Source organism: Bradyrhizobium sp. USDA 241, assembly GCF_049739505.1.
Taxonomy (GTDB): domain Bacteria; phylum Pseudomonadota; class Alphaproteobacteria; order Rhizobiales; family Xanthobacteraceae; genus Bradyrhizobium; species Bradyrhizobium liaoningense.
Genome location: NZ_JBMGPZ010000005.1, coordinates 230796 through 242696 on the forward strand (window position 1 = coordinate 230796; position 11901 = coordinate 242696).

10 protein-coding genes and 1 pseudogene are annotated in these 11901 nt (G+C 60.2%); 6 read left to right on the forward strand and 5 right to left on the reverse strand.

Annotation, left to right across the window (positions count from 1 at the left end):
- Positions 1–4 precede the first annotated feature (4 nt).
- The 3 genes from istB (ABIF91_RS22795) to istB (ABIF91_RS22805) all read left to right on the forward strand — a co-directional run bounded on the left by istB (ABIF91_RS22795) (position 5) and on the right by istB (ABIF91_RS22805) (position 2111).
- Entirely contained in the window at positions 5–772 is a 768-nt protein-coding gene (istB, locus tag ABIF91_RS22795; protein WP_038952109.1) for an IS21-like element IS1631 family helper ATPase IstB, read from the forward strand.
- Positions 773–834: 62 nt separating this feature from the next.
- Positions 835–1344, forward strand: a complete 510-nt coding sequence (locus ABIF91_RS22800; protein WP_424579403.1) for a Mu transposase domain-containing protein — start codon at positions 835–837, stop codon at positions 1342–1344.
- A 14-nt stretch (positions 1345–1358) separates the two neighbouring features.
- A complete protein-coding gene (istB, locus tag ABIF91_RS22805; RefSeq protein ID WP_038943657.1) occupies positions 1359–2111 on the forward strand; it encodes an IS21-like element helper ATPase IstB in 753 nt (250 codons plus the stop codon).
- On the opposite strand, the gene ABIF91_RS22810 is transcribed toward istB (ABIF91_RS22805), so the two are convergent.
- On the reverse strand, positions 2096–2275 hold the full coding sequence (locus tag ABIF91_RS22810; protein WP_424579864.1) for a hypothetical protein: 180 nt from the start codon (positions 2273–2275) through the stop codon (positions 2096–2098). The two genes, istB (ABIF91_RS22805) and ABIF91_RS22810, sit on opposite strands and share 16 nt — an antisense overlap.
- Here ABIF91_RS22810 and ABIF91_RS22815 point away from each other — a divergent pair.
- Positions 2240–3085: pseudogene (locus ABIF91_RS22815) on the forward strand (IS3-like element ISRj2 family transposase); the annotation flags it as partial. The gene ABIF91_RS22810 and the pseudogene ABIF91_RS22815 sit on opposite strands and share 36 nt — an antisense overlap.
- 34 nt (positions 3086–3119) lie before the next feature.
- Here ABIF91_RS22815 and ABIF91_RS22820 read toward each other — a convergent pair.
- The 4 genes from ABIF91_RS22820 to ABIF91_RS22835 form a co-directional block, all read right to left on the reverse strand.
- Complete coding sequence (locus ABIF91_RS22820) at positions 3120–4388, reverse strand: IS256 family transposase (protein WP_014497957.1); 1269 nt, start codon at positions 4386–4388, stop codon at positions 3120–3122.
- Between the two features lie 392 nt (positions 4389–4780).
- Complete coding sequence (locus tag ABIF91_RS22825) at positions 4781–5410, reverse strand: tetratricopeptide repeat protein (protein ID WP_349546598.1); 630 nt, start codon at positions 5408–5410, stop codon at positions 4781–4783.
- Complete coding sequence (locus ABIF91_RS22830) at positions 5400–5987, reverse strand: type II secretion system protein GspD (protein ID WP_424579404.1); 588 nt, start codon at positions 5985–5987, stop codon at positions 5400–5402. The genes ABIF91_RS22825 and ABIF91_RS22830 overlap by 11 nt, the downstream gene beginning before the upstream one ends.
- On the reverse strand, positions 5890–7581 hold the full coding sequence (locus ABIF91_RS22835; RefSeq protein ID WP_424579405.1) for a secretin N-terminal domain-containing protein: 1692 nt from the start codon (positions 7579–7581) through the stop codon (positions 5890–5892). The genes ABIF91_RS22830 and ABIF91_RS22835 overlap by 98 nt, the downstream gene beginning before the upstream one ends.
- Positions 7582–9019: 1438 nt before the next feature.
- Between ABIF91_RS22835 and ABIF91_RS22840 the strand changes: the two genes are divergently transcribed.
- Together ABIF91_RS22840 and ABIF91_RS22845 are read left to right on the forward strand one after the other, a co-directional pair.
- Positions 9020–10672, forward strand: a complete 1653-nt coding sequence (locus ABIF91_RS22840; RefSeq protein ID WP_028180917.1) for a GspE/PulE family protein — start codon at positions 9020–9022, stop codon at positions 10670–10672.
- Between the two features lie 9 nt (positions 10673–10681).
- Positions 10682–11893: a type II secretion system F family protein gene (locus ABIF91_RS22845; RefSeq protein WP_028180916.1), complete on the forward strand. Its 1212-nt coding sequence runs from the start codon at positions 10682–10684 to the stop codon at positions 11891–11893.
- Positions 11894–11901: the final 8 nt, after the last annotated feature.

Consider the following 11901-nt stretch of genomic DNA (forward strand, 5'->3'; position numbering starts at 1 on the left):
CCACATGATGACCATGCCGGAAATTGAGCGTTGCCTACGACAGCTGCGCCTGTCGGGTGTCCGCGACACGCTGCAGACGCGCGTGCTCCAGGCGCAGGGCGCCAACCAGCCCTTCCTCGAGACCTTCTCCCTTATCCTGCAGGATGAACTGGACCGTCGTCAGTCCCGTCTTATCGAGCGGCGATACCAGCAATCCGGGCTCGACGAAAAGCTGACGCTCGCCGAGTTCGACTGGTCCTTCAATCCCAAACTGCCACGTCAGACCTGCTTCCAGCTCCACACCCTGGCGTTCATTGCCGCTGGCGAGAACGCTCTGCTTGTTGGCAAACCTGGCACCGGGAAGTCGCACATCGCCAAGGCGATTGCCTATCAGGCGATCCTGCAAAGCCACAAGGTCCAGTATCTTGAGACCGACGACTTCTTCCACCGCTACGCCCTGAACTCTCCGGCACAACGCGAGGTCCGGCTGCGAACCATCATCGACTGCGATCTCCTCGTGCTGGACGATCTATTCCTCGCACGCGCCATCCCCGACGACGCCGGCACTTTGCTGCAGACCCTGATCCATCAGCGTTACAAACTGCGCCGCAGCGTCATCGTCACCTCCAATCGCGTCGTGCAGGATTGGGGGGCATACCTTGGGGACAACACTATGAGCACGACGATCCTCGATCGCCTTATGCATCATTGCCATCTGCTTGAGTTCGACGGACGCAGCTATCGGCTCAAAGAAGCCGCTGAAGCTCTTGCCCGGGAAACAAACTCAAACTAACAGTCCCTTGTCCTGCCTCGCGGGTGGAGGAATTTGACTGACCACACCCGGAGGAATTTGAAGTGACCCGCGGGGACGGCTTCTTCTACTCAGTTCCACACGGCCTGATCCGGGAGCAGGTCGACGTCCGCGCCACCACCCGGACCATCGAGCTGTTCCATCGGGGTTCGCGTGTTGCGGCTCACCAGCGCCGCTACGGCGGCCGCCGGCACGGCACCGATCCCGACCACATGCCCAGCGCGCATCGGCGTTACGCCGAGTGGACTCCCGAGCGGTTCCGTCGCTGGGGACGATCGATCGGGCTAAACACTGAGGGTCTCGTCCTCGCCATTCTGGCCAATCGGCCTCATCCCGAACAAGGATTCCGGACCTGTCTGGGTGTGCTTCGGCTGTTCAAGGATCTCGATCCGGAACGCGCCGAGTTGATCGCGGCCCGCGCGGTTGCGGTCCGCGCGCTGACCTACAAGAGCATCGCCTCGATCATCGCCAACAAGCTCGACCGCAGCGCTCGCCCCACCGATGACGTCGTCGTCGACCATCCCAATCTGCGCGGCCCCGGCTACTTCCATTGAAAGGAAAATCCAGCATGCTGACCCATCCCACGCTCGACCTGCTGCAAAATCTCGGTCTCCACGGCATGGCCAAAGGCTTCAAGGAGCTTGATGCCCAGCCCGAAGCACGCAGCCTCGAACATGCCGAATGGCTGGCCCTGCTCCTGGAACAGGAGAAAACGCAGCGACAGCAAAAGCGGTTTGAGAGCAGAGCTCGCGCCGCCAAGCTACGTCATGCCGCTTGCGTCGAGGATGTCGACTACCGTGCCATCCGCGGGCTCGACCGCACGCTCTTTCTAAAACTCGCCGCCGGCGACTGGATCCGAGCGAGGCATAATCTCCTCGTCACTGGGCCATGCGGCGTCGGCAAGAGTTGGCTTGCTTGCGCCCTCGGCCACAAGGCCTGCCGGGACGACTTCGCCGTTGCCTACCATCGCGTCCCGCGTCTGTTCGCCGCTCTCGCACTGGGACGCGCCGACGGACGCTATACCAGGATGCTGCGGGCGATCGCACGACTTGATCTGCTGATCCTGGACGACTGGGGACCAGAACCTCTCGACGCCGACCAGCGCCGTGATTTGCTCGAAATCGTCGAGGATCGATACGAAGCCCGTTCGATCATCGTCACCAGCCAGCTGCCCGTCGATCGCTGGTACGAAATCATCGGAAACCCCACCATCGCCGACGCGATCCTCGATCGCCTCGTCCACAATGCCTACCGCATCGAACTCAAAGGAGAGAGCCTCAGGAAGCAGAAGCAACCCGCTCAAGATCAACCGGTCTCTTGACCTTCCCAGCCCTCGACGACATCATGAAATTGACCCATGCGAACGACGCCACGGGTGGCCGGCTTCAGATCGGAATACCCGGCCGGCTTCGAATTGGAATGCATGGCCGGCTTCGTTGGAATCCACAGCCTGCTGAGCGCAAAGCGATGATCGACCGCGATCATGATCTTTCTATCGTGCGCCAGGCGAAGGTCCTGAAGCTGGCTCGCAGCACGGTCTACTATGAACCTCGGCCAGTTTCGGCCGAGGACCTTGCCTTGATGCGTCGGCTCGATGAGCTGCATCTCGATTATCCCTTCGCGGGAGCGCGTATGCTGCGATCGTTGCTGCGGCGGGAGGGCGTATACGCCGGTCGCCGCCACATCGCGACGCTGATGAAGCGCATGGGGATCGAGGCGGTCTATCGTCGCCCGAACACGAGCAAGCCGGCTCCGGGTCACAAGATCTACCCGTACCTGTTGCGCGGATTGAAGATCGAGCGGCCCGACCATGCGTGGGCAATGGACATCACCTACATTCCGATGCGGCGTGGCTTCGTCTATCTCGCGGCGGTCGTCGATGTGTTCAGCCGACGGGTCCTGGCCCATCGCGTCTCGATCACAATGGAGGCGGCCTTCTGCGTCGAAGCGGTCCAGGAGGCGTTGGCGAAGCACGGCAGGCCCGAGATTTTCAACACGGATCAGGGCAGCCAGTTCACCAGCCTCGAGTTCACCGATGTGCTGCTGGACGCGAAGATCGCCATCAGCATGGACGGCAAGGGCGCCTGGCGCGACAACGTGTTTGTCGAGCGGCTCTGGCGCACGGTCAAATACGAAGAAGTATATCTCCGCGCCTACGACAGCGTGTCCGAGGCGCGAGCGTCAATTGCCAAGTATCTGGCCTTCTACAATCAGGGACGCCCTCACTCGAGCCTTGACGGGCGCACGCCCGACGAGGCTTACTTCGGCACGCAAGCTATGGTGATGGCCGCATGACCGGAGCTATGCGGGATTTTGGGTGACGAGGCGATCAGGCGGCGTGGTTTTCCGGCACTTGGATGACCTCGATGCCGTTTTCGAATCTGACACCTGCGCTGACCTTCGGCAACTGATTTGTGCCTTTCAGCCGCCGCCAGGTCTTTGATGCGGCGCAGAGCAGCTTGAACACCATCAACTTGGCAGTCGTTGACGATAACGAACCTTTCGTGCGCACCGTTCTGTGCCGGACCGTCGCGAACACGCTTTCGATGGGATTCGTCGTCCGCAAGTGGTCCCAATGCTCGGCGGGGAATTCGTAGAACGCAAGCATTGCGTCGCGATCTTTCGTCAGGCACTCGACCGCCTTGTCGTACTTCGCTCCGTATTTCTCGGCAAAGACATCGATCGCCACTTCGGCCGAAGCTCGGTTGGACGCCAAATAGACCTCGCGCAGATCCTTCTTCATGCTGGCCTGTACCGACACTGCGACTTTGTTCAAGATATTCGCGGTTTTGTGCACCCAGCACCGCTGATGTCGCGTGGCGGGAAAGACCTCGTCGAGCGCCTTCCAGAAGCCGAGCGCGCCGTCACCGACGGCGATTTCCGGGGCGATCTTCAGCCCTCGGGTTTTCGCCTCGACGAGCAGTTCGTGCCAGCTCTGCGTGCTCTCGCGCACGCCGACCTGGAAGCCGATGAGTTCCTTCTTGCCTTCCGGCGTCGCGCCGATCAGCACCAGCATGCATTCGCTGTGGTCTTCCATGCGAGCCTGCAGGAAGACGCCGTCCGCCCACACGTATACGTACCGGCGCGCCGACAGATCGCGCTTCTGCCAACGCTCGTACTCGAGCTGCCACTCCGTCGTCAGTCTGGAAACCACCGCCGGAGAAAGATTCGGCGCATCCTTGCCCAAGAGCGCCGCCAGCGCCTCCTGGAAGTCGCCCGTCGAGATGCCTCGCAGGTACAGAACCGGCAAAAGTGCATCCAAGCTCTTCGTGCGCCGTGCCCACAACGGCAGGATCGCCGAGGTGAAGCGGATCCGCTCGCCATCGCTGGTCACCGCGCGATCGCGAATCTTTACCCGGGCGACTTCGACGGCGCCGATCCCCGTCTGGATCGTCCGCACTGGACCATGGCCGTGTCGCACGAGGCGGTCGCGGCCATCGGGAAGCTTCAAGCCCTTCATCGCGGCGAGAAACGCCTCGGCTTCCATCTCGACAGCCTGCGCAAGCAGCTGCCGAGCTCCAGATCGCAAAATATTCGTCAGTGGATCGTCGATCTCATCGGGCTGACGCAGTGGGACAATGTTGCTATGCTCGTTCATGGCGTATCGCTCTCCTTGAGGTTCTGGCAGGCTCGACACCCGCCTCGATACGCCGCCTATCTCATTCCGTCATCACCCAGTTTCCCGCATAGCTCCATGACCGTCGCCGACGGTTTTGTCGTCGCTCTGGTCGGGCTACGCCCTCCCGACGCAACGACAAAACCGTAAAGCCCCGCGTTCAGCATAACCCGGCAGGAATCCACTTAAATCCAGCGGGGCGCTGTCCAAACAACCGGGGCCAGCTCTAACCATCATACCTCAGCCGCGCTCGCGCCGTCTCCGCAACCCTGACCGGCTCCGACGGCACGAGCGCTACCGTTGTGCCATTGGCGAGATCAAAAGGAAAGCTTGACAACAAACCGCAATTAAAGGTCCGAATGACCCCAAGGCTATCATCGCCGGCCACCCCCCACCGCGAGCGCCTCTTGATCGAATAGCCCGGCGCGCCGCTTCGCCCTGCGAGAACTGCAACGGGGAGCTGCGCGTCCGGCCTGAACATGGGCCAGCGTCCACGATCGCGCGTATGCTTGCCCCTGCGCGATCTGATTCATCGACATTTTGGAAGCAATCGCGTTGCGCAAGCGGAGGCAATAATCCCTTTGAGAGCTGCGGGCCTGAGCTGCCGCAATATTCATCCATTTGTAGGCGAGAACGACATCCTGCGGAACGCCATGACCTTTGTCATACATCAGGCCGAGCATCGCCTGGGCAAATGGAATTCCGGCATTTGCGGCCTGAATATATAGGTCGACTGCAGCATCGTAGACTTTTGGTGCGCCGAAGCCGTTTTCGTACATGAAACCAAGCATCGCCTGTGCTTGCGCGTCGCCGCGTAAGGCAAGTGGGGTGAGCTGGCGGACTGCTTTCTGATAGTCCCCATGTGCATAGGCGCTCCTTGCCGATGCGATGGCGTCTGCGCGTGCTGGCGCCAACGCGACAAGCAGAGCCATCATTTGCGCCAGCACGAACCAGATGATGTCGCGTCGAGCCAGCAGCGGGATATGACAATGATCAGCGGACATTGCGAACACGCAAGTCATCTGTAATGCTCGCGCCGACTGCACCGCGAAGCTTCGAACGTAGCTCCTCTGCCAGCTGGTGCGCATCGCTGCCGGTCTGGATGATCTGGGGTCGAATGAAGATGATCAACTCCGTCCGCTGCCCCTTTTTGCTCTGGTGTGAAAACACATCGCCAAGACCGGGAATCTCGTCAAGTAGCAGAATGCCGCTGCGGCCTCCCTTGTGGTCTTCACTGATCAGTCCGGCCAGCACCACGGTTTGGCCGTTTGTCACAGAGACCGCGCTCTTCACCCTGCGCTGGGACACGGTCGGCGTAAGCTCGGATGAGCCGGCCGAGGATACCTGGCTGATCTCCTGTTCGATCTCGAGACTGACGTGTCCACTTGTGGTGATACGCGGCACAACGCGAAGAATAATGCCGGTGTTGCGGTAGTCGATAGTATTAACCACAGTGCCGTTTTGCGATGGATAACTCGTTTTGCTAGTCTGGACCGGAACGACATCGCCGACCTGAAGGGTTGCGGCCTGGTTGTTGGTGACAACGAGTGAAGGATTGGACAACACATTGACGCTGGTCACCCCGTGTAGCGCATCGAGGATAATGGCCGGCTGTGACTCCGATCCGATCAGGAAGTTGAATCCCGGAATTGCGCGATTCAGCAGCGCGTTCGCTGCGGTAAGAATAGAACCCTGGTCGGTCTTCAATCCAAGCTGCTTGCTGGTCAGATAGCTCTGGACACCGTAACTCAGCTCGTTGGTGAGCTTTACCTCCGCGATCGTCGCCTCGATGCCGACCTGGCAGCACGGGTTGATCGAGCTGCTTTAAGGTGGAACTGATGATCCGATAGTTTTCGCGACTGGCATAGATTAAGACAGAGTTACTCACGATATCAGGGGTGATCCGTACGTTGGGCATGACCGGCGGTCCACCACCGCTTAGTGTGTCAAGTCCACCGCTGGCATCCGTTCCGTTCGACGAATTCAAGCCTGATGGGAAGGGGTTACTTACGCCGTTGCCGCCCGACGCGGGGGGGGACAGGCTGGGGGACGGCGCGGACGTATTCGCAGACAGCCGTTCGGCAGCCGAATTCGGGCGAGCGACCTCCTTATCGCCGATGTCGATCGACGTCGAGGCGCTGCCGACGAACATCTGGTTCAGCACCTTGGCCAAGTGGCGGGCGTCACTATAGCGGACACGATAGACACGAACGCCGGTTTGAGCCGAGTCTGCCCGATCGAGCCGATGGATCCAAGTCGCTACGGTCTGGAGCAACGGCGGCTTGCGCGTTACGACCATGATGGCGTTCAACCTGGAGACGACTTGAAGCTTCACAAGGTCATGACTGAGCCCGTTGTCGCCGGAATCCAGGATACTCTCGAGCTCTGCGATCAGAGGCTCTGGCGCGGAATTGTGAATGGGATAAATGCCTACCGATTGGCCTTTCATCCAGTCGACATCAAAGCTCAGGGCGGTTTCGACGGCCGTTCGCCGCTCGGGTCCGGTCCCCTGGATCAGAAGAAGGTTTCGCGTGGGGTCCGCACGTACGCTACCAGTGCGGGTTGCAAAGCTGTCCATCAACTTGAGGATGGTTTTCGCTGCAACATATTGCAGCGGTACCACTGACACACCATAGCCGGCTTCGGAATGACCAGCACCGGCATCGACGTGGCCGGCTCCAGTGGCATTGCCGAGGGGAGTGACTTTGTATCCGCCCGTATCGCGTACCAGCGCAAGGCCGGAAAGTCGCAGCGCGCTCTCGAGCACGAAAACGATGTCAGATCTGGGCACCGGTCGCGCGGACACCAGGCTGACTGTGGCCTGCTCGCGTGGATCGATGGTATAGCCGAGACCGAGAGTGTCCCCGAGCATCACCTTTAGCACGGTGGCGACAGGTGCGTTCTCGAAGTTCAGATCGTAGCCGGGACCATTTGGGGTCTGCTGCGGCCGCGCCTCCGTGGCTTCGAAGACCTCAGAACCCGAATAGGTGCTGCTTGCTACACCTTGTGAGTTAGGCGACGCTTGGAAAGACGCGATCGGCTGTTCGCCGCGCGGAAGGATGTCGAGCGATCGGACCTTGTCGAGGACGTCCAAATCAGCGGGTGCTGTCGTAGGTGTGCCGTTCGTGACGATGCTACATGAGGCGAACAGAAGCATTGCCGCGACAAGCAGCATGTTGCGCGCGACTCCACCGCACTGACTTCGACTTACTGGAAGACTCACTGGATTGCGATCCACTTAGGCTAGTGATGGATGTGGCTTGGAGCTCCGCGGCAGATTTACCGTCCCGCGCACGAAAGCCAGCAACGAGGGTGCGCCGATCCGCCGCGATTAACCACTTCCATGTCGATAGCCAATCGTTTGAAGTTGAAGCCCATTCCGCGGAGGACGGTGATCTGGCCACCAAGTTTATCTTGCCGAAGCACGAGTTCGATCGCTTATGTCCAGCCGACTCATCCTGTTATCGGTTGCCCGCCCACATCTTCTTCGAAGTGCGGTGGAATGGATGACTTGTTTGCCCGTTGCAGTATTTGATGCGCTTGAAGTCGCTCCGCCCACATCGACGCTACTGAAGAGCCGGATCGCGACCCTGAAGAGGCGCAATGGCAAGAAGAGCTCAACGTTGCGGCGAGTGCCCAGTTTGCGGTGTAGTTCGTCGCAGTCATTATCTCGTACCGTTTGAGTGGCCAAGCGTCATAGGCCCACGTATCCAGGTGCCGCTATAGGAAGAGTGTCGTTGGCGCTCGCCACCGGCGGGTTGGTGAAGCTCAACGTCTCTTCAAACGACGGGCCTCGTGCGGATAGCGTTTCATGTTTGGGCTGGTTTGACCACGCGCCTCACTCGCCGGCCGCGGTCACCGGGATCGTTCAAGGCTCAGCGCCAGCGCCACGGACGTCGTGCAGGAGTAATCGTGGCAACTCGTGAACGTTCATCGATCCGCCGCATCAGCGCCGGATCCTCGCCTGGTTAGCGGCGGGTGGCCGCCCATAGGCGCTTGAGCGGACAAGACGGAGCAACTGGCAGTGCCTGCGACGGGCGGCTTTCCATGATTGCTGCGCCGTACTTGGCGCTGCCGCTGTCGAATGTGCGGGCCACCGGCTCCAGAAGTTGCTGCTTTCGTTACCCCGGGTGCAGCTGATAGCGCTGCGTCAGATTGCCCTCTGTCGCATGCCTCTGCAGCCCCATCAGCGCGATGTTCGTATTCAGTGCCGCATCAATCTTTCGTCTCGTGCTCTGGGTCATTCTCCCCTCTGTAGCTTTCGGCGGAGCGGCCTAAGTCAAATTGGCCAACCGGTCAGCGTCTCAGGGCCGCTCCAGCTTTAAGTCTTCAGCAAGGACTGTACCAATCTGCAGGGGCGACATGGCGCCTATCTGATATGTCGCGTTCGCGACGGAGCTGGCGGATTGTAGGCTTCGTTCCCCTCCTTGTTCGGAGTCGAACACTAGCGCATTCGAGCCGACGAAGCGCGCGGCTCCCCGGCGGACGATCTGCCTAAACAACACTGCGAGCCGATGTCGGCGTCTCTCACAATTTGGCATGTGACTTGCCAGAGGTGTTTGACGAGTCGAGTCGGGTCCGATGCCGACCCCTGGGCGCGAGCGGATCATGTTATGTGCGGCACATCGTCAACGCAATTCATCGAGCATCTCCGGCGGATGTGTCCGGCACACCTGGAGGGCGACGCGCAACCCGGTGATCGGCCGACGAGAACTTGGGAGATGTTTGACTTGTCGGCAGAGTCATTTGCCGACGAAGCCGCCCGCTTTTCTGGTCTCGAGCGTATTGCGCTGCGGGAAATGATGGCGGCCGCTCCTGCAATCGACCAGTTTTCGCCAGCCTTTCTTCGCGAAGTGGTCGCGTTTCCTCACCGCCTTTCGGACGGCACACCCGTCTTTGCCATGGCGGATCCCACCGACCAGCCCTCGCGTAGAGCCGCGGAGCTGGTGTTCGGGGTGCCGACCTCATTTAAGGTAGCTTCGATAGAGGACATTACTATCCTTCTCGATCAGAAGCTCGGGGCTGCGGAAGAGAGGGGGCAGTCCGCCGTTCAGCAGCTACGCGATGACGACATCGAAAGTCTGCGCGACCTAGCAAGCGGCGCGCCCGTCGTGCGCGCGGTCAATGATCTGATCGAAAAAGCCCTCGAAATGCGCGCTAGTGACATTCATGTCGAGCCGTTCTCAACGGGCCTTACGGTTCGGCTGCGAATCGATGGGCTGCTTCGTGCCATTCAGCCGCCAGCGGGTGTGCTGCCCCAGGCAGTCATCTCTCGCATCAAGATCATTGCTGGATTGAACATCGCGGAGCGACGTCTGCCGCAAGATGGAGCTGCGCGAATTCGGGTCGGTCGCGAGATCGACGTGCGTGTTGCTATCATGCCGACGCAGTATGGCGAGTCCGCGGTTCTGCGCCTTCTGCCGAAGGACCGCTCCCAGCTTGCAGTAGACCGTCTCGGCCTTTCCGAGCGCGATGAGGCTGTTCTGCGCAGGCTGATCACGGCTCCGCACGGCATGATTGTGGTCACAGGGCCGACTGGCAGCGGCAAAACGACAACTCTCGCAACCATAATGTCCATGCTCAATGTGCCAGAACGGAAAATCCTGACGGTCGAGGACCCCGTGGAATACGACATCCCCGGAATCAATCAGTCGCAAATCAAGCCTGCCATCGGGCTTACTTTCGCGAGTGCACTCCGCTCCTTCCTTCGTCAGGATCCCGACGTGATCATGGTCGGTGAAGTCCGGGATCCGGAAACGGCGAATGTTGCCGTCCATGCCGCGCTCACGGGACATCTTGTGCTCACGACGCTGCACGCCGAAACGGCCGTGGCGGCCGTGCCGCGACTCCTTGATCTCGGTGTGGAAGGCTATCTTTTGCGATCGACTTTGCGTGGCGTCATCGCACAGCGGCTGGTGCGACAACTCTGCGAGCACTGCAAGGCGCCGACACCGTTCGGCGAGGATGAACAGAGCCAGGACACCGGAGTGAGCCGCCTCGGACTATCTGCAGGGGAAATCATGTGGCAGCCGCGGGGCTGCGCACGCTGCAGCCACAGCGGTTATCGCGGTCGGATCGGAGTATTTGAACTCCTCGAACTCAGCAGCAGTTTGCGTGAGCTGATCGCCGATAATGCCGATGGGCTGGCAATCGACCACGCGGCGATCGGCGGGGGGATGACGACGATGCTGGACGATGGGATTGCTAAATGCCGAGCTGCAATCACAGCGCCGGCTGAAATTCTTCGTGTTGTTGCTGAACGCTGAATCAGGATTATGCCAAGTTTCCGCTATCGAGCGTTGACCCAGTTCGGAGAGATCGTTGCCGGCTCGTTGGTCGCATCGACGCAAGCAGAGGCCGAGCGCCGGATTTCATCTCTGCATCTGCTACCGATTGAAGCCGTGGAGGAGGCCCGTTCCGCGTCGGTATTTCGCCGCGGATTCTGGCCTAACCGCCCTTCATACGCGGAGGTCACGAGTTTCACGCGCGACCTTGCGCTGCTTCTGAAGGCAGGAGCGCGCCTTGATGACGCTCTTGATCTGCTGTCAGGCGATCGCGATGTTGGCCGGCTGCGGCCGGTGATTAGACGATTGAGGTTGGCCGTGCTTGGCGGCGAAAGCTTTACCGATGCAGTTTCCGCGCAACCTGATCTGTTTCCGTCAATGTATGGCGCACTCATGAAGGTTGGTGAAGCCTCTGGTACGCTCAGCCAAGTCCTTGAGGTTCTGGCCGCGGAGCGTGATCGGACCGAGGCAACTCGGCGGAAGCTCAGTGATGCCATGCATTATCCGATCTTCGTTTTGCTTGCAGCGGGCTGCGTTATGCTGTTCTTCATTCTGGCTGTGTTGCCGCAATTTTCCTCAGTGCTGCGCGATTTCGGCGGCCGCGCTGACCCGGCACTTGGCTTTTTCATGGAAGCCTCTGATCTGATGCGAGCTAACCGCGCTTTGCTGCTGATCTCAGGCGCGTTCGTCCTGGCCGGGGGCTGGTGGCTCATGCGGCAGACCAAGGTGCGTGCTTCGATCGTCGCTGCGCTTGCAACGCTGCCTGGAATTGGCAGAATCTTCGTCTTCCACCGCACGAGCCTGTTCTGTCGGAACTTGGGACTGTTGTTGGGGTGTGGCGTTAATCTCACCGCAACGCAGCGCATTCTCGTCGACGTGATGTCCGTGACCTCGTCTCCTGCCCCGTGGATCGAAGCGGCTGATCGCGTTCGGTACGGCGGCAAGCTGTCGCAAGCGCTGGCAGAGTCCAACGTGCTCCCGCCCATGGCGGTTCGCATGCTACGGCTGGGCGAGGAGACCGGCGAATTGCCGGTGCTGGCCGGCCGCATCGCGGAATTTTATGAAGCGAAACTCCAGCGCAGCCTTGATCGTGTCTTGGGAATGGTCGGGCCAGCCGCAATACTGACAATCAGTATTGTCGTCGGAGGCCTGATCGTTTCGGTCATGACGGCGCTGCTTTCCGTCACGCAGCTCGTCGACTGACGAAGCGC

What these genes read in the sequence shown, in the direction of transcription:
- istB (WP_038952109.1), top strand. Translation starts at nt 5, where the DNA reads ATGATGACCATGCCGGAAATTGAGCGTTGCCTACGACAGCTGCGCCTG.
- istB (WP_038943657.1), top strand. Translation starts at nt 1,359, where the DNA reads ATGCTGACCCATCCCACGCTCGACCTGCTGCAAAATCTCGGTCTCCAC.
- ABIF91_RS22810 (WP_424579864.1), bottom strand. Translation starts at nt 2,275, where the DNA reads ATGATCGCGGTCGATCATCGCTTTGCGCTCAGCAGGCTGTGGATTCCA.
- ABIF91_RS22820 (WP_014497957.1), bottom strand. Translation starts at nt 4,388, where the DNA reads ATGAACGAGCATAGCAACATTGTCCCACTGCGTCAGCCCGATGAGATC.
- ABIF91_RS22825 (WP_349546598.1), bottom strand. Translation starts at nt 5,410, where the DNA reads ATGTCCGCTGATCATTGTCATATCCCGCTGCTGGCTCGACGCGACATC.
- ABIF91_RS22835 (WP_424579405.1), bottom strand. Translation starts at nt 7,581, where the DNA reads ATGCTGCTTGTCGCGGCAATGCTTCTGTTCGCCTCATGTAGCATCGTC.
- ABIF91_RS22840 (WP_028180917.1), top strand. Translation starts at nt 9,020, where the DNA reads ATGTGCGGCACATCGTCAACGCAATTCATCGAGCATCTCCGGCGGATG.
- ABIF91_RS22845 (WP_028180916.1), top strand. Translation starts at nt 10,682, where the DNA reads ATGCCAAGTTTCCGCTATCGAGCGTTGACCCAGTTCGGAGAGATCGTT.